22 protein-coding genes and 1 pseudogene are annotated in these 20,715 nt (G+C 34.4%); 15 read left to right on the forward strand and 8 right to left on the reverse strand.

The window, feature by feature from the left end; translation table 11 throughout:
- Positions 1–172: 172 nt before the first annotated feature.
- Positions 173–433, reverse strand: a complete 261-nt coding sequence (locus ACUN26_RS08825; RefSeq protein WP_001281131.1) for a hypothetical protein — start codon at positions 431–433, stop codon at positions 173–175.
- 459 nt (positions 434–892) lie between these two features.
- Positions 893–1,477, reverse strand: a complete 585-nt coding sequence (locus tag ACUN26_RS08830; protein WP_001121301.1) for a LysE family translocator — start codon at positions 1,475–1,477, stop codon at positions 893–895.
- A gap of 117 nt (positions 1,478–1,594) precedes the next feature.
- On the opposite strand from ACUN26_RS08830, the gene ACUN26_RS08835 reads away from it, so the two are divergent.
- Entirely contained in the window at positions 1,595–2,152 is a 558-nt protein-coding gene (locus ACUN26_RS08835) for a helix-turn-helix domain-containing protein (protein ID WP_000391306.1), read from the forward strand.
- Positions 2,153–2,532: 380 nt separating this feature from the next.
- On the opposite strand, the gene ACUN26_RS08840 is transcribed toward ACUN26_RS08835, so the two are convergent.
- The gene (locus tag ACUN26_RS08840; protein ID WP_001152967.1) at positions 2,533–3,156 is read right to left on the reverse strand and encodes a BclA C-terminal domain-containing protein; all 624 of its coding nucleotides are present in this window, start codon (positions 3,154–3,156) and stop codon (positions 2,533–2,535) included.
- A 220-nt stretch (positions 3,157–3,376) separates the two neighbouring features.
- On the opposite strand from ACUN26_RS08840, the gene ACUN26_RS08845 reads away from it, so the two are divergent.
- A complete protein-coding gene (locus tag ACUN26_RS08845) occupies positions 3,377–4,090 on the forward strand; it encodes a DUF4183 domain-containing protein (RefSeq protein WP_445540876.1) in 714 nt (237 codons plus the stop codon).
- A gap of 63 nt (positions 4,091–4,153) precedes the next feature.
- On the opposite strand, the gene ACUN26_RS08850 is transcribed toward ACUN26_RS08845, so the two are convergent.
- Positions 4,154–4,444 (reverse strand): DUF4183 domain-containing protein, encoded by a 291-nt coding sequence (locus ACUN26_RS08850; protein WP_001121652.1) that lies wholly within the window; start codon positions 4,442–4,444, stop codon positions 4,154–4,156.
- 479 nt (positions 4,445–4,923) lie between these two features.
- On the opposite strand from ACUN26_RS08850, the gene ACUN26_RS08855 reads away from it, so the two are divergent.
- A complete protein-coding gene (locus ACUN26_RS08855; protein ID WP_002093756.1) occupies positions 4,924–6,165 on the forward strand; it encodes an exosporium glycoprotein BclB-related protein in 1,242 nt (413 codons plus the stop codon).
- 373 nt (positions 6,166–6,538) lie between these two features.
- Here the strand turns inward: ACUN26_RS08855 and ACUN26_RS08860 are convergent, their stop codons facing one another.
- Together ACUN26_RS08860 and ACUN26_RS08865 are read right to left on the reverse strand one after the other, a co-directional pair.
- Positions 6,539–7,171, reverse strand: coding sequence for a cupin domain-containing protein (locus ACUN26_RS08860; RefSeq protein WP_000203240.1), 633 nt, complete (start codon positions 7,169–7,171; stop codon positions 6,539–6,541).
- 294 nt (positions 7,172–7,465) lie between these two features.
- Positions 7,466–8,002 (reverse strand): annotated as a pseudogene (locus ACUN26_RS08865) (HD domain-containing protein); the annotation flags it as partial.
- Between the two features lie 155 nt (positions 8,003–8,157).
- On the opposite strand from ACUN26_RS08865, the gene ACUN26_RS08870 reads away from it, so the two are divergent.
- The 3 genes from ACUN26_RS08870 (at position 8,158) to ACUN26_RS08880 (ending at position 10,714) form a co-directional block, all read left to right on the forward strand.
- The gene (locus tag ACUN26_RS08870; protein WP_000010329.1) at positions 8,158–8,463 is read left to right on the forward strand and encodes a luciferase domain-containing protein; all 306 of its coding nucleotides are present in this window, start codon (positions 8,158–8,160) and stop codon (positions 8,461–8,463) included.
- A gap of 93 nt (positions 8,464–8,556) precedes the next feature.
- On the forward strand, positions 8,557–9,867 hold the full coding sequence (locus ACUN26_RS08875; RefSeq protein WP_000712983.1) for a phytoene desaturase family protein: 1,311 nt from the start codon (positions 8,557–8,559) through the stop codon (positions 9,865–9,867).
- Positions 9,845–10,714, forward strand: coding sequence for a sigma-70 family RNA polymerase sigma factor (locus ACUN26_RS08880; RefSeq protein WP_000447155.1), 870 nt, complete (start codon positions 9,845–9,847; stop codon positions 10,712–10,714). Before ACUN26_RS08875 ends, ACUN26_RS08880 begins: the two co-directional genes overlap by 23 nt.
- A gap of 32 nt (positions 10,715–10,746) precedes the next feature.
- Here the strand turns inward: ACUN26_RS08880 and ACUN26_RS08885 are convergent, their stop codons facing one another.
- Positions 10,747–10,905 carry a hypothetical protein gene (locus ACUN26_RS08885; protein ID WP_001100984.1) on the reverse strand — a complete coding sequence of 53 codons (159 nt, stop codon included), beginning with the start codon at positions 10,903–10,905 and terminating at the stop codon, positions 10,747–10,749.
- A gap of 304 nt (positions 10,906–11,209) precedes the next feature.
- Here ACUN26_RS08885 and ACUN26_RS08890 point away from each other — a divergent pair, with 304 nt between their 5' ends.
- The 3 genes from ACUN26_RS08890 to ACUN26_RS08900 all read left to right on the forward strand — a co-directional run bounded on the left by ACUN26_RS08890 (position 11,210) and on the right by ACUN26_RS08900 (position 14,088).
- On the forward strand, positions 11,210–11,803 hold the full coding sequence (locus ACUN26_RS08890) for an O-methyltransferase (RefSeq protein ID WP_002093755.1): 594 nt from the start codon (positions 11,210–11,212) through the stop codon (positions 11,801–11,803).
- A 314-nt stretch (positions 11,804–12,117) separates the two neighbouring features.
- A complete protein-coding gene (locus ACUN26_RS08895) occupies positions 12,118–13,230 on the forward strand; it encodes a toxic anion resistance protein (RefSeq protein ID WP_000137413.1) in 1,113 nt (370 codons plus the stop codon).
- Between the two features lie 24 nt (positions 13,231–13,254).
- Positions 13,255–14,088 (forward strand): DUF3974 domain-containing protein, encoded by an 834-nt coding sequence (locus ACUN26_RS08900; RefSeq protein ID WP_000008389.1) that lies wholly within the window; start codon positions 13,255–13,257, stop codon positions 14,086–14,088.
- A 55-nt stretch (positions 14,089–14,143) separates the two neighbouring features.
- Here ACUN26_RS08900 and ACUN26_RS08905 read toward each other — a convergent pair whose 3' ends face one another.
- The gene (locus tag ACUN26_RS08905) at positions 14,144–15,703 is read right to left on the reverse strand and encodes a glycoside hydrolase family 10 protein (protein WP_000605561.1); all 1,560 of its coding nucleotides are present in this window, start codon (positions 15,701–15,703) and stop codon (positions 14,144–14,146) included.
- Between the two features lie 226 nt (positions 15,704–15,929).
- Between ACUN26_RS08905 and ACUN26_RS08910 the strand changes: the two genes are divergently transcribed.
- From ACUN26_RS08910 to plsY, 6 genes are all read left to right on the forward strand, one after another.
- On the forward strand, positions 15,930–16,235 hold the full coding sequence (locus tag ACUN26_RS08910; protein ID WP_000865901.1) for a PTS sugar transporter subunit IIB: 306 nt from the start codon (positions 15,930–15,932) through the stop codon (positions 16,233–16,235).
- Between the two features lie 11 nt (positions 16,236–16,246).
- Positions 16,247–17,530, forward strand: coding sequence for a PTS sugar transporter subunit IIC (locus tag ACUN26_RS08915; RefSeq protein ID WP_001032297.1), 1,284 nt, complete (start codon positions 16,247–16,249; stop codon positions 17,528–17,530).
- Positions 17,531–17,608: 78 nt separating this feature from the next.
- Positions 17,609–17,875, forward strand: a complete 267-nt coding sequence (locus ACUN26_RS08920) for a hypothetical protein (RefSeq protein WP_001021949.1) — start codon at positions 17,609–17,611, stop codon at positions 17,873–17,875.
- A gap of 21 nt (positions 17,876–17,896) precedes the next feature.
- A complete protein-coding gene (gene anmK, locus ACUN26_RS08925) occupies positions 17,897–19,051 on the forward strand; it encodes an anhydro-N-acetylmuramic acid kinase AnmK (protein WP_000274946.1) in 1,155 nt (384 codons plus the stop codon).
- Positions 19,052–19,066: 15 nt separating this feature from the next.
- On the forward strand, positions 19,067–19,966 hold the full coding sequence (locus ACUN26_RS08930) for a BadF/BadG/BcrA/BcrD ATPase family protein (RefSeq protein WP_000876608.1): 900 nt from the start codon (positions 19,067–19,069) through the stop codon (positions 19,964–19,966).
- A gap of 138 nt (positions 19,967–20,104) precedes the next feature.
- Positions 20,105–20,653, forward strand: a complete 549-nt coding sequence (gene plsY, locus ACUN26_RS08935) for a glycerol-3-phosphate 1-O-acyltransferase PlsY (protein ID WP_000610842.1) — start codon at positions 20,105–20,107, stop codon at positions 20,651–20,653.
- Positions 20,654–20,715 lie beyond the last annotated feature (62 nt).

Consider the following 20,715-nt stretch of genomic DNA (forward strand, 5'->3'; position numbering starts at 1 on the left):
CAATAGTCTTTCATTAAATACTTTGACAGTATCACCTTGAATCTCTGGTAAAACATATGAATAGCGTTTGAGGTTGCAAAAATGCGGATTAAACATAGTTAAGTTACAAAAAGGGTAGAATATACAGTTGTTCAGGTATGTAATTTATGTGTTTTTTTAGAATTACGAGTTGTTAGCAAAAACTAGCGGCCTCAGTGACAGATGGTAGAAATAGTTTACGTGGTATTGTAATAATCTCAAGCGCTATCTGCGTTGAATATAGGAGTATTTGAGTTAAATCTAAAGCGAGTGTTAAAAGTATTATGAAGCTTGTAAGAATTACAAAACTACCCCAAAAGAAACTTTTTGAAGTGTTGCGGAAATCTTTTATTAAGGAAAAGAAAGAAAAAAATGCGGTAACAATAAGAATGAAAATTTTATACTTATCAGACATTATAACCCTCCCAAAGAACAGTAACTTATATTATACCGTATTTTTCAGTATTATTATAAATAGACTTTAAAGTGAATATTACGAAAAAAGAAAACCACAACTAATGTTTTAAGTTGTGGTTTTCTTTTTTGAGTACTTTGTTTTAGAAGATAGATAATCTAGAATTGAAAAAACTTTAAAGGGATTACCATACTTTATTTCCGATCCAGCATCAGGTGCTCAATGAAACGGTATGAAAGGTTATAGGCTGGTAATACGAGAATAAATAAGGGCGGATCTGTGTACAACAATATTCCCATATCAAAGTTCTACTAGAGAAAAGTAGTTAGTTAAGGGCAGTATGTGAATAAAAAACAGATGGGTGTGGAAACTAAATATTTATGACATTAAGGACAAAGATTAGGAAATATAGATTGGTATGAAAAAGTACAAAAATCTAAAATTAGAATGAGCATTGAACTAGTGTATAACGATTGAAACGGCACTGAAGACTAATAAAACGGCCATAATGATGTTAAATAATTGGTTATGTTTTATTAATAATTTTTGGAATATTGAACCAAATAAACTCCAACTACATGTACTCATTAAACCGACTACACCTAGAAATAATGAAAAAAGTAGAAAACTTGAATATGAATTGTAGTAAGGGAGTATGAAAGTCGATACTACAGTCAGTCCGAATAATATCCCTTTAGGGTTAACGAATTGAAGAGAAATCCCCACTGTAAATAAGTTTTTATTATCTTTTTCACTGGGATTCGTACTGCCTTTACTAGTGAGTATTTTAAAAGCTAAATATAACATGTATGTTACACCTAAAACTTTTAAAGGGAATTCGATTATGGGTAAGATATTAAGTAGTACTACATTAAAGAAACTACATAAAGAAGTGAGGATGAAAAAGCCGAAAGCTACTCCAAAGCAAAATTGCATGCTCCTCTTTAACCCGTATTGATTGGCGTATGTCATAGCTAAAAAATTGTTAGGGCCGGGTGTGAAACTACTTATAAAAACAAATAATAAAAAAGAAAATATAGGCATTTCAAAACCCCCTTATTATTTTTTGTGTGTTATAATGACCGAAAAGAACAATATAACGTGTACTTTTTATTATACATAACGGTCGTTATATTGTATATAGTGTAGGGGTGTTTTTTTATGGAAGAAATTCAACTTATTCTAGCGAAAAATTTAAAAACAATACGAGAAAAAGAAAAATTAAGTTTAGAAAAGGTTTCTCAATTAACAGGAGTGAGTAAAACGATGATTGGACAAATTGAAAGAGGAGAATCAAGTCCGACACTAACAACAATATGGAAAATTGCTAATGGATTGAAAGTGTCTTTTACTTCTTTAATCAATAATCCACAACCCGATATAAAAGTTGTTTTACGGGATGATGTTCAAGTATTGTCTGAAGATAATGGGAGATATAAAGTGTATCCTTCTTTTCCTTTTCAAGATGATAGAAATTTTGAAATGTATACAGTTGAAATAGAAACAGAAGGGGAACTGAGTTCAGAAGGGCATAAAGAAGGAGCAGAAGAATTTATAACGGTATTTGAAGGAGAATTGACAATAAAAGTGAATAATTGTCAGTATAAATTAAATAGTGGAGATTCCATTCGTTTTAAGGCCGATAGATCACACTCTTATCATAATTTAGGGAAATCGTTGACTCGATTAAGCATGACAATTTATTACCCAGCTACATAAGTGTGCATTTATATATATAAAAGATAAAACCATCTATACAAGGTGGTTTTTATTTTGTGTTAAATTACAAAAAAAGACACTCGTTTGAGTGTCAACATAGTATTGCTCTCGCGTATAGGATTGGAGTACGTTTCTCAAATACGTATTGAGAGATGGTTCGTAAAGGAGAAACTGTCTTCATATTTAATGTAACATCGGTAAGGGTGAGTGTAAATTGATAATGTATATACGGAAAATTTAGTATAGATAGTTTCTACTATAAATATAGTGCAATTTGTTCTGTGTTACGTAATCAACGCCATGAAATAATTGAGTGGTTCTTATTATTATGACAGACTTGGTATTTAATAATGTGTATTAGAAAAAGAATGAATCATTTTTTAATCGATTCGTATAATTGTTAGAGAGGCACCTGTTGAACCACTTCCAACTAAATTAACAATGGATAATATACCGAATAATTGAAGTGAAATTGTATTACCAGCAATTAAATTAGTAATTAAATTATTATTATAATTTGAAGTTGATATAGCGGGAGAAAAAATAGAGCCAGAAAGTGGAGTTGAAGCGTTTAATAGTAACCTTGTTCCAGCGAGTAGAGAAGTTGTCGTATTAACTTGATAGGTTAAATGATATCTTCCGGTTACAGGAATTGTAAATACATCGTTTGAAGCGTTAACTGTAAAATTACCGAGGCTTTGGTTATTAGAAAGTGGAATATTAGTTCCACCTAATATAACTGAGATGGGACCACCTAATGTATTATTAGCGAACATAGAGTTTGTTGTAACTATTGACCCAGTACTTCCGGTAGGTCCAGTACTTCCAGTAGGTCCAGTACTTCCAGTAGGTCCAGTACTTCCGGTAGGTCCAGTATTTCCGGTAGGTCCAGTACTTCCGGTAGACCCAGTATTCCCAGTAGGTCCTGTAAGTCTGTATGGAAGAATTATTTCAAGAGCCATTGATAGTAGTTCTTCTTTTATTTTTTCATTTTTATCTTGCATATAAATCACCTCATTTTTAAATTAGATACCAATAAGTGTAGTATTTTTAGAATGGAACTATCATTTTATTCTATTAATAGTAGTAGTTTATAGTAACGGTAAAATGTTTAATAAATATATGAATCATTTGGAAAGAAAAAGAATAGTTATGAAGTTATTTCTTAATAATAGAGTCATAATAATGTATGTTAGTTAAAAACGTGTGGAATGAGGTATTGAATTGAAGCGGAATGATAAATTATCAATGAATAAAGGTAGGATAGGACCTGAGAATATTGGACCTACATTTCCAGTTCTTCCACCAATTTATGTTCCGACTGGAAGTACAGGGCCAACGGGAGCAACGGGAGCAACGGGAGTAACAGGAGCAACGGGAGCAACGGGAGCAACAGGGGTAACAGGAGCAACAGGAGTAACAGGAGCAACGGGAGTAACGGGATCAACCGGAGTAACGGGGGCAACCGGAGCAACCGGAGCAACCGGAGTAACAGGGGTAACAGGAGCAACCGGAGTAACAGGGGTAACAGGAGCAACCGGAGTAACAGGGGTAACAGGAGCAACCGGAGTAACAGGGGTAACAGGAGCAACCGGAGTAACAGGGGTAACAGGAGCAACGGGAGCAACGGGAGTAACAGGGATAACAGGAGCAACAGGTCCTACTGGGGGGATTGGCCCCATAACAACAACAAATTTGTTATATTATACTTTTTCAGATGGAGAGAAACTTATATATACAAACGCAGATGGGATAGCTCAATATGGTACAACGAATATATTATCACCTAGTGAGGTTTCATATATTAATTTGTTTATTAATGGGATTCTGCAACCACAACCATTTTATGAAGTTAGTACAGGTAAACTAACTTTATTGGATAATCAACCACCATCGCAAGGGTCTTCAATTATTTTGCAATTTATCATTATTAATTAAAAAAGACAGATTCTTATTATAAAAGGAATCTGTCTTTTTTGTTTTAAATTACATTCGTTAACATTAAGTGACGATAAATTCGATTGTGATTGGAATTCCGCCGTCTAATGCATCTCCACCAGGGATTGTAATAGCGCCAGTAGGGCCAGTAGTAACACTGGAGTTCACACTGGGCTGAAGGATACCGTTTACATATAGGTTGTAATACGTGAAAGTCGGAAATGCAGTTGCAGTAGTACCCGCATCGTTTAAGCAAGCTGTGGCAGCAACCGCAAAGGCTGCGCCTGTGCCAGTCCCAGCTCCTAGTGTAGATGTGAATCTTCTAGATGCCATAAATGGTTGAATGATAGGCAATTAATTCTCACTCCTATTCATATTTTATTGGAACGAAGTATTGAATAACTTGTCCACTATATTGTATGAGAGTTTTCTAGAATAGAAACGGCTTTAGGATTAGAAGAGTAGCATAATTTTATTAAAGGTATAACTTTTACTACAATTAAAAAGCGATGTTGGTATTTATGGAATATATGCTAAGGGTTAATTTGAATTTTTGTATTCGAATTAATAGATATTTTTGGAGGTAAGAGATAAACGTGGAAAAATAAAATAAACTCTTAAGTTTAGGTGTTTAATCTAAGCACTCAATTATTAAAAACATATAATTAATATGTGAGTCATGAACATAATTAAATGACGTTTTCAAGTTTGATTATCATTCATATTTCCTATTTTAAGAGAAACATATAACTCAACTACTTTTTTCAATCGCATCTTTTATATTACTTAGAATAGGAAAACACTCAACTATAAGAAAAGTAAGGAGGAAATAAATGAAACATAATGATTGTTTTGATCATAATAACTGCAATCCGATTGTTTTTTCAGCAGATTGTTGTAAAAATCCACAGTCAGTTCCTATTACTAGGGAACAATTAAGTCAATTAATTACTTTACTAAACTCATTAGTATCAGCTATTTCAGCATTCTTTGCAAATCCAAGTAATGCAAACAGATTAGTGTTACTCGATTTATTTAATCAATTTTTAATTTTCTTAAATTCCTTATTACCTTCCCCAGAAGTTAATTTTTTGAAACAATTAACTCAAAGTATTATAGTTTTATTACAATCTCCAGCACCTAATTTAGGACAATTGTCAACATTATTGCAACAATTTTATAGCGCCCTTGCACAATTCTTCTTCGCTTTAGATCTTATCCCTATATCCTGCAACTCAAATGTTGATTCTGCAACTTTACAACTTCTTTTTAATTTATTAATTCAATTAATCAATGCTACTCCAGGGGCGACAGGTCCAACAGGCCCAACAGGCCCAACAGGAACAGGAGCAACAGGGGCAACAGGTCCAACAGGAGCAACAGGTCCAACAGGCCCAACAGGCCCAACAGGAACAGGAGCAACAGGAGCAACAGGAGCAACAGGAGCAACAGGCCCAACAGGCCCAACAGGAGCAACAGGTCCAACAGGAGCAACCGGTCCAACAGGAGCAACAGGTCCAACAGGTCCAACAGGCCCAACAGGTCCAACAGGAGCAACAGGAGCTGGAGCGGTTATTCCGTTTGCATCAGGTGGACCAGTAGCATTAGCAACTGTTTTAGGTGGATTAGCAAACACAGGAGCACTTCTTGGATTTGGAAGTTCATTCTTCCCTGTAATTGTCCCACCTGGTGGCCCGATTACTATAGGCCCTGTACCTCCAGTATTTGATTTCGCATTTGTAGCTCCTCGCGCAGGTACAATTACTTCGTTAGCAGGATTCTTTAGTGTAACTGTAGCGGTTGCTTTAGCGTTAGGAAGCATACAAATTCAAATGCAGTTGTACAGCGCACCAGCAGCAAGTAATACTTTCACTCCAGTAGGTACACCGTTACTATTAACACCAGCATTTAGTGGTCTTATTGCTATCGGTAATACCGCGAGTGGTATTAGCGCACAAGCAATTGCGGTCGCTCCACAAGATAAGATATTACTTGTTGTTTCATCAACTACACCAGGTTTTGATATAGCTACTGCTATTACAGGATTCGCAAGTGCAGGGATAACATTCGTCTAAGCATCGCGTCTTAAATGGTGACCATTGAAAAAAGGAATACTCTTTTTAAGAGTATTCCTTTTTGTATAGCTAAAAAAGATCTTATTTATTTTTATTGCAGTTACATCCTTTTTTCTTTACATAGCCTTGCTCGGCTAAGTCTCTTTGCGATTGGGAATTGGAAGATTGGGAATTGGAAGATTGAGAGGATGCTGACGAGCTACTATTTTTATTATTTGAGTAGTTTTTTCGATAGTTATAATTACTCATAGTACTATCACCTCCAATTAATTATATAAATATTATATGTATGAACTCTATTATTTGTTACGATAAAAAATCTCCTTGGTATTTTCCAAGGAGATAAAGGATGGTTCTATTAAAATGATACTAATTAATACCCCCAGTAAAGAGGGAAGTAATAAGAATCTTGGTAATATAGATTTTGTTGTTGAGTAGGGGGCTGAGTTGACTGATTTATCATGTCGCGGTTTTGATTACAGTTTGCTGGAGGACCAATTACAGTAGTGGATTGAATTGGGGATACTGCTTGTTTCCATTGTTGTTCATTGAGGCAATAAGTATGAGCCATCATATTGGCTGGAGTTAATCTTAAAATATCAGAACCAAAAATAACTTCTGGGGTTGGGGCATCGAAAATAGCTAATAAATGAGTATTATCCGCTGAAGCGATTTCGTAATGCCACCATGCTTGTGGAATGTTGGCAACTTGCCCTGGTTTTATCGGTAAGTTTAATATTTGATTTGTAAATGGATTAAGTAAAGAAACAACAGCAGATCCTGAAATGCAGTAAACAAGTTCAGCAGCATTTTGATGAATATGTGGTTCTACAACATTGCCTGTACTTAAATAAATATCTAGTAAAGAAGTATTTTCTAAAGTATTTAATTGTTTTATGCCAAGTACGTTTATATAGTTTTGGGCATCTTTCTTAAAAAAATTACTTTTACTTACATCATGAGTGAAATTGGTTGAAGGAGAGGTGTAGTCGATATTGGAAGTCAATTGTATTACCTGCCTTTCTATTGGAAAGTATGGGTACAAATTTAGGATATGTGCCTAGTGTTAGTTATGTGCATTTGTTTATATCGTAATACATTCACTTATTTTATAAACAATATGGCCTGTACTTCTTATTTCTCATAATGTTAATACGGATAAAAATTAGAGTGAACGAATGAAAGACGGAATTCGTGATGTTAGGTAAGGAGTAAAAATATTAAAGTATATTTTAATGGTTACGTTATATGAAAAGACCAATGCCTTTTAGAAAGGAATTGGTCTTGTATTTAAGATAGGTTATTGCTGAATAATTAATTGTGCTTTAGCGGTATAGGCGTAATTTAGCCACAATAATGCCAAGTTTTATTTTAAACTAAAATGGATTTCTATGACGTCAAAATGGGATACCGTTGTTTTAAGTGTAACAGGTATGCCAATTACTTTTACTTGTTTCATGTTATATGCAATTCTTGGAAATGCAGAGAAAGTAAAATCAATAATTGTAGCACCATCTGGTAAATAAATGGGTTATAAATCTGAAGTATAAGCCGTAATGATATTTTCAAATAGTTCATACGATACTAGATTGTGGAAAGCGATTGGATCTGTAGTTAATAAATTGTTATTAAAATGGCCATTTTCAAGTGCTATATTGTCTTCGAAATCGTTTATAGTTGGTTTGTAAAATTGATGAATCATTCCAAGGATTTTATAGCAATCTAACACACTTGTAGTGGTGATACATATTCGTGAAACACCTGATACGTTTTGAGATTCTTGTAGTTGTGAGTAGGCAGAGTAAATGGGGCTGAGTTCATAACGTATTTCAATAGAATAAACCTCCTTTAAAATTGTTTTAAATATGTAAAAAATAAAGGTGTTGAGATTAAACTATATTCGTATTCTCATTCATACTTTTGATTGATAGAAAAAAGTAATGAAAATGTTAATTTTAAATTACATCAATCATTTATAAGGAGTGAATGTTTATGTCATTTAGTGAAATGATTAGAAATGAAGTGCTCAGCTGGACGGGTGTTTCTGAAAAACCGCATCGATTTGGTGGTATTGAAATAAATTATGGTAAGAAGGAACTTGGTCATCTTCATGGTGATAAATTAGTTGATTTACCATTTCCGAAGTTAAAGCGAGATGAATTAGTGAAGCAAGGATTGGTAAAACCACATCACGTATTACCTGAATCAGGATGGATCAGTTATTATATAAAGAGTGAAGAGGATATTCCATTTGCAATTGAGTTATTTCGAATGCAATATGACCGAATAAAAAAATAATGAAAGTCAGTAGATAAATAAAAATATATTTTCATGTCACATCCCTCCTTAATCGTTCGTCTTGTATGTAGAACGATAAGGAGGGATTTTATTATGAAGAAATTTGATGTAGCAATTGTTGGCGGTGGGCTTGCTGGATTAACAGCATCTATATATTTAGCGAAAGCTGGAAAGAAAGTGATTGTATTAGAAAAGTCCAGGCGATTTGGTGGTCGAGGGATGACTATAAATAAAAATGGGATCTGCATGAATCTTGGTGCACATGCCTTATATAGAGGAGGAGCAGCATTTTTAACTTTTAATGAGCTCGGTATGAATCTTCCGGGTGGAATACCGACTACAAAAGCACATGGAATATGGAAAGGGGATATATTCACTATCCCAACAGATTTTCGCTCTATTTTATCAACACCACTACTTTCGTGGTCTGCAAAAGTACAATTCTCACGTCTTATGATTCGTTTAGGGAATTTAGATGTAGGAGAAGTTCCAAAAATGAGCCTAACTGCATGGGCGGAAAATGAAATAAAAGATCCAATGGTTCGCAATATATTTTATGCGCTATGCCGAACAACAACATATACGTTTGCTCCTACAATACAATTAGCTTCTTCAGTATTAAAGCAAATACAACTATCTATGAAAGAAGGCGTACTTTATGTAGATGGTGGTTGGGAGACGATTATAACAAAATTAAGAGATATAGCGAATAATGTCGGGGTGCAATTTTTGGCTAAAAAGCATGTTTTGGAGATAGAGCATTACGAAGATAAACAAAGAATACATTGTTTTGATGATGAGGTTTTTGAAGTAGGCACAGTCATCGTGACGACTCCGCCGAAAGAAGCTTGTAAAATAATAAAAGGTGCAGAAGGAACAAGTTTGCATAGATGGAGTGAACAATCGGTACCGGTTACTGTTGCTGCATTAGATATTGGCTTGAGACGATTACCCAATCCTACACATCAATTTGTAATAGGACTAGATCAACCTATATTTTTCACAAATCAATCGAGAGCAGCTAAATTAAGTGAAGATGGATCCATTGCAGTGAGTCTAATTAAGTACCATAATACTGTGCTAGAGATGAATCATATTCATGAAGATAAAGAACAGTTAGAAAGTACGATGGAGTTGTTACATCCAAATTGGAAAAGAGAAGTTGTTGCACAGCAATATTTACCGAAAATAACAGTAGCATATGATTTTTCTCATATTGAACGAGTTGAAACTCCAGGTCCTAATATCCCTGAAATGCCAGGTGTTTATGTTGCAGGTGATTGGACTGGGCAGGATGAATTATTAGCTGATGCTGCAGTAGCAAGCGGAAAACGTGCAGCGTTACACATTTTAAAGCAATTAGAAAGTGAGGGTGTTCATCATGGAAACGGAGCAGTTATATGAAGCGTATCAACCATTATTATTTTCGTTAGCATATAGAATTCTTGGGAGTGTTATGGATGCCGAGGATATCGTTCAGGATGTATTTATCTCGCTGAATAACATAGAGAATATTCAGTCTATCGAAAATATGAAAGCATATTTGTGTAAGATGGCAACAAATCGTTCAATTGATAAATTACGTTCGGCAGCGCATAAACGTAACGTGTATGTGGGGATGTGGTTACCAGAGCCACTTGTAGAAGAGAGTGATGAGCCATCAGAGTCATTTGTAATGAAAGAATCCCTTTCCACGGCATATTTATTACTTTTACAACAACTGTCTGAAGTAGAAAGGATTGTTTTCATATTAAGAGAGGTTTTCAGTTATGAATACGAAGAAATAGCTTCAATTGTTGATAAGAGTAGTGTGAACTGCAGGAAGATCTTTCAACGTGCACGAAAAAGCATTTTGGAGAAACCGAAGCAATCAAAATTAAGCACAGAGAAAATGGCTGCTTATGTTGAAAAGTTTGTATCATCATTACAGTGTGGGGATGCGGAAGGCATGCTAGAAGTATTAAAAACAGATGCTATACTCAAAGCTGATGGTGGTGGTAAAGTTACGACTGCGATCCATCCGATTTATTCTGCGGATCGAATTATACGTTTGTTCTTTGGAATTGCACAACGATTGACTGAAGAGTACACTGTTGATTTCAAAATGGTAAATGGTATACCAGGAGTTATAGTTACAATAAATAATAAAGTAACTTATGTTCTTTCGTTTGCATTTGAGGATGAGAAAATTTCAAATATTTATATGATGGTTAACCCTGAAAAACTTATGCATTTAAATGTAAAAATATAAAAAAGCGCATTTCTTCAGAAATGCGTTTTTTATTATTTTTCTAACATTTCAAGAGGTACATCTTTTTCGCCAGCTACCTCAAATTTAATTTCCCCGTCTTCTTCATAAATACGTGTAATAATCGGTATAGTAATCATTAATTTTTTATGCTGCTTTCGTTTTCGAGCAGCATCTAAGCTAATCACGTTCATTTGTAAGCATCCTTTCTTCTGGAAATATATAAACAAAGAAAATGCGTCCGAAAAGGGCGCTTAATTGAATTTGAAATACCGATTCATTTAAATGGGGTTTATATAATTTAATAACTGCAATTTTAATGTGAAATAATATGAATGGAATAATTGCACGTAGAAATTAACTTTACCAAAAAACGAAACAATATGCTATAAAAAATTATAAATCTTTGTCATATAACAGGAAAAAGGTTTTTGTTTCGCATATAATAAAAAGTAGACGGGCAGCAAGAGCTTTTTCATCATATTGCTTGGAAAGGCGATGAAAAGAATGGATACAGTAGATTCATTATTATTGCAACTTGAACAATATGGAGAAGAGCATGATCGAAATAAAAAAACAAGGGAAGAAAAATTACGGAATGTTTCTCGTGAAATGGGGCAATTTTTATCAATTTTAGTAAAAGGGTGTAATGCAAAAAAAATTTTAGAAATTGGAACTTCTAATGGCTATTCTACATTGTGGTTAGCGAATGCGGTAGAAGAAACAAATGGAAATGTAACAACTGTAGAGCTTTCTTCAGAACGAGTTGGAGAGGCACTTGCCAATTTTGAAAAGGCACACCTGTTACAAAGAATCGATATTCATAATCAAGAAGCAGGGGCATTTTTAGATTTGCAATTAGATCATTCATTTGATTTTATTTTCCTAGATTCAGAGCGTACGCAATACATGTGGTGGTTTGAGCATATAAAACGTATGTTACAACCAAAAGGTTTTCTTGTTGTTGATAATGCAACTTCTCATGCGAGTGAATTAGGTGAGTTTATAAAAATGATTGAAGAAGATGATACGTTTGAAACGGTGTTATTAGCTTTTCAAAAGGGGGCATTTGTAGCGCGCAAGAATAAATAGAAGTGAACGTAATATAATTATCACATTGAAAGCGGGCAAATGTCAAAAGATTGACTACAGCATGACAGAAAGAATGTAAATTATATAGATAACATACGAAGAATCCGCCTTCAGCATGTTCTTCTCTAGGTCTTAAGTCTGAGGAAAATAATGTGGATAACAGGTATACTTATACTAAGAAACAGGGAATGACTGCATAAGCAGATATTTCTTGAAAAATCGATTTCAAACAGACTGATTGTACATGAAATACGATAAATGAAATGAAAAATAGTGCATATAAATTCGCACATATAAATAAAGGAGCGATTTTGTTGACTGAACTCGAGAAAAAAGAACCCGTATCAATTGTGAAAGATAATAATGTAGGAGTAGTAGTTGATACAGTTATAAAAGATGAAGAACTTGATGAATTGAATAAAGAAGCTGATCTTTATGTACACAAGTTAAATAGCGAGCAAAATACAGATTTATCAAAAGTATTGTCTCAGCTAGGAGATTTAGGGGATAAAGAGCAACAAGCGGCAGGACAAACGTTATCGGCGTTAAAACGTCCTGTAACAGCGATGATGAATGGGAAAAATGAAGAAATTCCAAATACATTGTTAGAGTTACGAAAAGTGGTATCAGAGCTTGATCCGAATTCATTAAAAGCAAGTGGTATGAAGAAAATAATGTTTAAAGTATTCAAAAAAAATCCACTTGAAACATATGTGCATAAATACCAATCTATAGATAAGCAAATCGAGGAGATTATTAGATCCCTTCTAATTGGCCGTGACAATTTGCAAGAAGATACGGTTGGCCTTGAAATGTTAAAAGAGCAATCGCATGATAAAATTCATGCTCTTGATAAACAAGTATACTTAGGGAAAAAACTTGCTGGGATGCTTGAAGCTGAGAAGCAAAACCCAGAGCGTCAAAGAGATATTCCATTAATAAACGATGCATTAGAAAAGATACTTGTACGTACACGTAATATGCAGCAAGCGAAAAGTGTACTATTACAATCGATTGCATCTGTAGATATCATTAAGAAAAATAATGAAAAGTTAACAGAGGCAATTCGTAATGCAATTACGATGACGCAAAACGTTGTAACAGTTTCAGCTGCTATTCAGCTAGCATTAACGAATCAACGTAAAACAATTGATGCTGTTAATGCGACAAATGAAGCAATTGAATCAATGGTATTAAGTAACTCTCAAGCATTGAAGCAAAATACAGAAGAAACAACAAAGTTGCTTGAAAATCCTGCTATTAGCATGGATAAATTACGTGAGTCATTCCAAAATGTATTCGCAGCGATTGAAGCTTCTGAGAAATCGTCAGAACGTATTATTGAGTCTAGTAAGAAATTTGTCATTGAATTAGACACATTTAATGATGAGATGAAGCAGAAACTCATTCAACGTCCAAGAAAATAACAGATTATTAGAGGAGGTGAAAAAATGAGTTTCATTCAAACAGTATTAGTACTATTAGGTACATTACTTTTAATCGCATTTACTGTCGTTGTTTTAGTAGTATATTTTGGACGTAAACTGTATTTTTCATGGACGAAACCATACAAGAGGGCGCAAGATTCTATAGAAAAGTTATCGAATAAATCGACACCGTTTTTACAAGAGTTTACGCAACATCCACTCTTTTATCGATGGATTCGTACAGAAGGAAAGAAAGAACAACATACATTGAATACTCTTTTCTGTACATCAAGTCAACGTACGAGAGAGCAAGTATTTTCAATGTTACCGAAAGAAAAACAGAAAAAAGTGCATGTAATGGCAAAAACAACGAAAAAGCTTACAAATGAAGATATCGATGTGGCCGCGATGAAAGTGAAAGATTTCTTAAGACAAGAAACGCAGCAAACTGTAAAACCGTCAGACCTATCGTTTTATAAATTGTATTTTTATGATCGATATCCAGATGCATTGAATACAATTCAAACGTATAAACGCTCGATAAATCCTTCATTACAAAGAACAGTTGATGATATTACAATTTCAGTATTAAATGCATTGCCGTATTATCAAGAGCAGCGTATGTATGAACAACAACATAAACTTGAAACGTTCTTAATGAAAGATTTAACTGCGATGTTATCTTTAGTGGTGCAATTACCTCCGTCACAACGACCAGAAAAAGAAGAAGAGTTAAAAGTCTACTTGCAAAATTTCAAAAAAGAAATGGAAGTAGTAGAGCGTGATATTCGGGACTCCATTGATCATGATTTGAATGTGAAGATGAGAGCAGCGACTGAGAAGTTTAAGAATAAATAGAAAAAGCGCCTTAAAAGCTAAGTGTTTCTCAGCTTTAAGGCGTTTTTTTGAGATTTTATTTTGCCTTAACGGTAGTATAACTAGAAGCACCACTTTCGTTATGCAATCGATCAACTGCAGTTACCACATACGTATAAGTTTCTCCAGAAATAGCCGTTTTATCTACGTAAATTTCTCCAAGTTTTGTTTTTCTTACAGTGGTAAGTAAATGTTTTGGGTTGTGTATATCCACTTCATTTTTTCCATTCACACGGTAAATGGCGTAATAAGCAGAGTCATTATCTCTATTGTCAATTATTCCTACAGCAATACCGTCATCTCTTGGAATGGCACCTTTTAAAGTAGGTTGTTTTGGTGGATCATGATCAAGCCAAGGCATGGGCGGGATTAATGCAGGATGTATATATATGTCTTTGGAGAGTCTATCTTTTATTCCAAGTGGATTGTTATTTATATCTTTTAAACTGAAATGCATACTACCTTTTATTTGTGGATATTGATGGTTTAATGCGATTTGCTTCGGATATTCTTCTGGATTAGACCAAGCAGGGACAGAGTTGTTATTAATTTTATAAGCCGCTTGACCGATGTAAAGGTGAATCGGTTTGTTATTTGTTTCTTTTACCCACCAATCTACTAATATGTCATATGCAGCAGGTGTGAAACCGATATTCCAATATATTTGCGGTGTAATGTAATCAATGTACCCTTTTTGTATCCACTCACGTGTGTCAGCATAAAGATCATCGTAGTTTCTTTGACCTGCGGCTGTATTAGAGCCAGTTGGATCGTCAGCTATATTTCGCCATACGCCGAACGGACTAATGCCAAACTTTACGTATGATTTTTCTTGTTTTATAGCAGTATTTAAACCTTTTACGAGTTCATTTACATTATTGCGACGCCAATCTTCGATAGTTGAAAAATTCCCGTTATTATATAATTCAAATGTTTTTTGATCAGGAAATTCTTCGCCAACTACTTTATAAGGATAAAAATAATCGTCCATATGAATTGCATCAACATCATAATTTTTTACGATTTCTAAAGCGCCTTCTGTTATAAAGTTTTTCACTTCTGGAATACCAGGGTTGTAATATAGCTTCCCGCCGTAAGGTACAACCCAATCGGGATGTTGTCTTGCAGGGTGATTTTCTGATAGTCGATTTATATCAGTGTGATTCATCGTTATTCGGTATGGATTAATCCATGCGTGGAATTCTATATTTCTTTTATGTGCTTCTTCAATCATAAATGCGAGCGGGTCGTATCCAGGGTCTTTTCCTTGTGTACCTGTAATGTATTCAGACCAAGGACCGTAATTTGAAGGATAAAAAGCATCAGCGGTTGGTTTTATTTGTACAACGACTGCGTTCATACCAGTGTTTTTTACATCGTCTAATAATTTTATAAATTCTTGTTTCTGCTTTTCGATAGGTAAGCCAGTTTTTGAGGGCCAATCAATATTAAGAACAGATGCTATCCATACAGCGCGTAATTCATGCTTTTTGTAAGTAGTATTTACTTCAGCATAGGTAGAGTGAGGGGAAATGAAAGAGAAAGGAGTAAACAAGATGATGATACAACACATCATTAATAAACGTTTCATAATCATTTATACGCCTCCCTATTATACGATTATTTAAAATAATATATGATGTGAGGTTGGCCTTGCAATTGAGAAAAATAAATATTGAAACATTAATTTAATAGGAAAAATATTTTTAGTGAAATTTACTTTCAGTATAACTAAATCGTTTCATGTCTTCATATGCTTGTTAGTAAAGTGAAACTTTCTTTCATTTGAAGGAAATAATTTATAAGTATAGGAGGCTTCAATAATGAAAGTTTTATTCGTTTGTTCTGGAGGAATGTCCAGCGCAATTGTTGTAAACGCTTTAAAAAAAGAAGCGGAGAAAAAAGGTGTGAGCATGGAAGTGCATGCAATTGGAACGAATGAGGTAGAGGAAGAAGTGAAGAATGGTTGGGATGTTGTAATGGTTGCACCTCAAATAAGACACCGATTTGATTCTGTAAAAAAATTTGCAGAAGAGGAATCCATTCCGTGCGGCATTATTCCACCGCAAGCATACACACCGCTTGGTGGACCGACTTTGTTGAAAACTGTAAATGAATTAATTAGTTAGGGGGAAGCGTTATGAATAAGTTTGTCACGTTTCTTGATAAAAACTTATCTGGACCGATGGCAAGGCTTTCTGAACAGAGGCATTTACAAGCAATCCGTGATGGAGTTATTTCGGCGTTACCATTTATTATTGTAGGGAGTTTCTTTTTAATAGTAGCATTTCCCCCATTACCGAAAGATAGTTTCATATCAGTATGGGCATTGAAAAATCAAACAAGTATATTAATACCATATCGGTTAACGATGTTTATTATGTCTTTATATATAGCATTTGGAATAGGATATAATTTAGCAAAAAGTTATAAGTTAGATGCTTTATCAGGAGCACAGCTTGCGGTATGTTCACTGCTATTAACGTTAACCCCTGAATTAATTGATAAAAAAGGATTTATGCTTCCGATGACAAATCTCGGAGGTCATGGATTATTTGTGACGATGATTGTTTCTATTTTATCCGTAGAGATATTAAGGTTTTGTAAGACGAAAAATGTAATGATTAAAATGCCAGAACAAGTACCGCCATCTGTATCACGTTCATTTGAAGCACTTATACCTGCTGCATTCGTTATTATTATAATGAGTCTAGTAACTGTCGTTTTTAGCATTGATTTACACCATGTTGTTGATAAATTAGCAGCACCATTAGTAAAAGCTGGTGATAGTTACTTCGGTGTAATCATTCCAGTGTTTTTAATTACATTTTTTTGGTCATTCGGAATCCATGGTGTGTCGGTTGTTGGAACTGTTGCTCGGCCATTATGGGAAGTTTACTTAGGGAAAAATGGTGAAGCAATTGCTAGTGGAGCAGATCAGTTGCCATTCATATCACCAGAACCGTTATATCAATGGTTTATATGGATTGGCGGTTCTGGTGCGACGTTAGGGCTTGTATTAGCTATGATTGTATTTGGTCGATCAAAATATTCGAAAGCATTATCAAGAACTTGTATTGTTCCTGGTATTTTTAATATTAATGAACCTGTTATTTTCGGATTACCGATTGTACTAAATCCAATTTTAATTATCCCGTTTATCATTACACCACTCGTAACAGCAACTGTTGCATATTCAGCAACTGCGATGGGATTTGTAACGCCAACACATATTATGCCGCCGTGGACATTACCAGCTCCAATTGGCGCGTATTTAGCCACAGGTGGGGATTGGCGTGCAGTGGTATTAGTTTTTATAAATATAGCAATATCATTTCTTATTTACCTACCATTCTTTAAAATGTATGACAAAAATATGATTGAAATTGAAAAGAATGGTGACGGGGAATCTGTTAGTCCTTAAGCTTTATACGGTTATTTTGAGTGATAGACTTTATGTCTATCACTTCTTTCGTATTAAACTGAGAGAAGGTGTAAAGGAATGAATATAAAATTTAGTTATAAAGGTGTATTTATATTATTGTTTGGAGTAATATGTGCAAATTTACTCTTAGTACCTGTATTAAGAATACTAAATCTATCACAAATGCATAGTATATGGCTCGTTACAAGTATTGCGGCAAGTGTTTTGCTTACGATCGTTGTTTCTTTTATTGATGGCACATTTGTATCGAAAGTCCAGTTGTTTATTAGATTTGTATTGTTTTCTGTAGGTTGTACGTTGTTTACTTACATAATTGTTTTTTAGTGAATAGGGGGCATGCATAGTATGTATATTGCAGGGATAATGTCCGGTACATCGTTAGACGGAATAGATGTAGCGCTCGTTCATATTGAAGGAAACGGTGTAGATTCTAAAGTTGAACTCATTCATTTTACTACTGTTCCATTTTGTAAGGATATAAAAAATGAGATACAGCAGGCTTTATCAATTGATACATCTAATGTTCAATTGATATGCAGTTTGAACTTTAAGCTTGGTTTATGTTTTGCTAATGCTGTAAAGGAAGTTTGTAAAAAGGCTAATTTGTCATTGGAACGATTAGATTTAATAGGTTCTCACGGACAAACGATTTATCATCAGCCAAAACAAGAAGGCAATTTTATTTCTTCGACATTACAAATTGGAGAACCAGCAGTTATAGCATATGAAACGGAAACAACAGTAATCTCTAATTTTCGAACGATGGATATGGCAGCAGGAGGACAAGGCGCACCACTTGTACCATATTCAGAGATTATTTTATACCAGCATCAAACTAAAAATAGGATACTGCAAAATATTGGTGGGATTGGTAATGTTACAGTCATACCAAGTAAACGAAGTAATAAAAGTGTTATTGCTTTTGATACTGGTCCAGGAAATATGGTAATTGATGAAGTGTGTCAAAGATTATTTCATTTACCATATGATCGAAAGGGTGAAATTGCAAAACAGGGGGTAGTTGTAGATGAAATATTAACATACTGTATGAACCATCCATTCTTAAAAATGAAACCACCAAAATCAACAGGTAGAGAACAATTTGGAAAAGAGTTTGTGAGTGAATTATTAAAGCAATTTGAAAAGTATAGTAAAGAAAGTATATTGACGACTGTCACGATGTTTACAGCAAGTTCAATTGTTCAGCATTATAAGGAGTTTATTTTTCCATTGTATGAAATTGATGAGGTAGTTCTAGGTGGAGGCGGAAGCTATAATGACACACTTGTCGAAATGATACAGAATAAATTAAGAGAAGAAAGATGCAGAATATGTATTCAAGAAGATATTGGGTATTCTTCAGCGGCGAAAGAAGCAATCGCATTTGCAGTTTTAGCAAACGAAACGTACCATCGTAATCCGAGTAATGTGCCGAGTGCTACAGGTGCTAAGGAACCGGTTGTTTTAGGGAATATAACTTTCCATACGACTAGAAGATGAAAGTAGGGCAAGTAAATGAAGTATATGATTGGAGTAGATGGTGGGGGGACGAAGACAGAAGCAATTGCATTTGATCAAGACGGAAATGAGCTTGCGAGAGGTACAAGTGGATTTGGAAATATAGTAATAAATTATGAGAATGCACTCACACATATTATAGATGCGATTAATCAATGTTGGGAACGTTTAATAAATGAGCATTGCGTTTGTATTTGTTTAGGATTAGCAGGTATAAGTGGAGCAAATACAAATGAATTAACAATACGTCTAAAAAAGAAGTACGGAACACAAATTGAAGTTTTTAATGACGCAATGATTGCACATGCAGCTGCTTTAAAAGGGAAGGAAGGAATTTTAACAATTGGCGGTACAGGTGCGATTTGCCTAGGAAAGAAAGGGACAGTATACGAGTATAGCGGTGGATGGGGACATATTTTAGGGGATGAAGGAAGCGGATATTGGATTGCATTACAAGCTTTAAAGAAAATGGCATTACAATTCGATCAAGGAGTTAGCCTTTGTCCATTAAGCTTGAATATTCAAAGGCAGTTTCAACTTTTGACACCGTCTCATATAAAAAGCCTAGTATATACTTCTTCAAAAGATAAAGTTGCAGCAATCGCACCATTAGTTATTCAGGAAGCGAGAAATGGGAATGAGGGTGCACATGAAATTATGATGCAAGCTGGTAAGGAATTAGCGAGAATTACAGTAGATGTTTATAATAAGATGCAATGTAAGTTTTCAACTCCAATTGCAGTAAGTGGTAGCATATTACGTTTAGTTCCTGAAATATATGATGTATTTAAGAAGTGCTGTGAGGAAAGGATTGAAGAACTTACATTTGTATCACAATCAGAAATGGCAGTGAAAGGAACATACTATTTAATGAAGGATTTATATTTTAAAGTGTAAATAGATAAATGAGAATTTTTGTATGATTTGTAAAAATATGATGTTAAAATGTACAAAGGGATGTAGATTAAAAAATGTACAATATACGTAGTAATTGAATAGTGTATATGTATTCCCATGTAGAAAGTGAATGATTACATGATTAATAGTATGCAGTTTTTGTATTTGGTGGCTTCTTATTTATTTGGTAACATCTTGACCGCTTATATAGTAACAAAGTTGAGACATAATGTTGATATTAGGGATGAAGGAAGCGGAAATCCTGGCGCAAGAAATATGGGGCGCGTATATGGAAAATGGTATTTCGTCGCTACATTTTTAGGTGATGCCATTAAAGGTGCAATTGTAGTTTGTATAGCAAAATATCTTTTTGAAGATGCTACATTCGTAATGTTAACATTATTGGTCGTTATTATTGGACATATTTACCCAATGTTGTTTAAAGGTAAGGGCGGAAAGGGCATTTCAACATTTATCGGAGGACTCATCGCATTTGATTATTTGATAGCGCTTACTCTCATAGGTATTTTTATTGTTTTTTATTTAATATTTAAAGGATTTACAAAGCCAGGGTTAATTACAATCGCTTGTTTACCAATTTGTATGGTTTTTTATTCTTACTCTATTGGTACGAATATATTAAGTGTACTTATTATTGTTCTTATTTTATATGTAAATCGAGAATAAAGTGGACCTTTTATCCCGCTATTTGCCGGGCAGTAAGACCCCCACCTCAAAATTCAGCGGAA

The sequence above is a fragment of the Bacillus sp. WC2503 genome (genome assembly GCF_052682895.1).